A 280-nucleotide genomic window follows, 5' to 3' on the forward strand; every position below is an offset into this window, starting at 1 on the left:
TCTTCGTAACAGTAATGGAAAAGAAATAGCAGTCCTTGAAAAAGCAGATATTACCCGCCTAAAAGCCACCGGCTGGAAAGCTCCCGAATCTATTAAAGTAAAGTCGGCAGATGGGCAGTGGGATCTGAAGGGTCTCCTGTTTACCCCAACTCATTTGGATGAGAATAGAAAATACCCGGTAGTGAACTATGTATATCCCGGCCCGCAGGGAGGAAGTGTGGGCAGCCGTAATTTCTCGGCCGCCCGTAGCGATCATCAGGCTGTAGCCGAACTTGGATTT

General features: G+C 48.6%; 1 pseudogene. It reads left to right on the forward strand.

Annotated features, from left to right (window positions below):
* Positions 1–280 (forward strand): annotated as a pseudogene (locus HC175_RS23625) (S9 family peptidase); the annotation flags it as partial.

The organism is Salinimicrobium oceani (assembly GCF_012037645.1).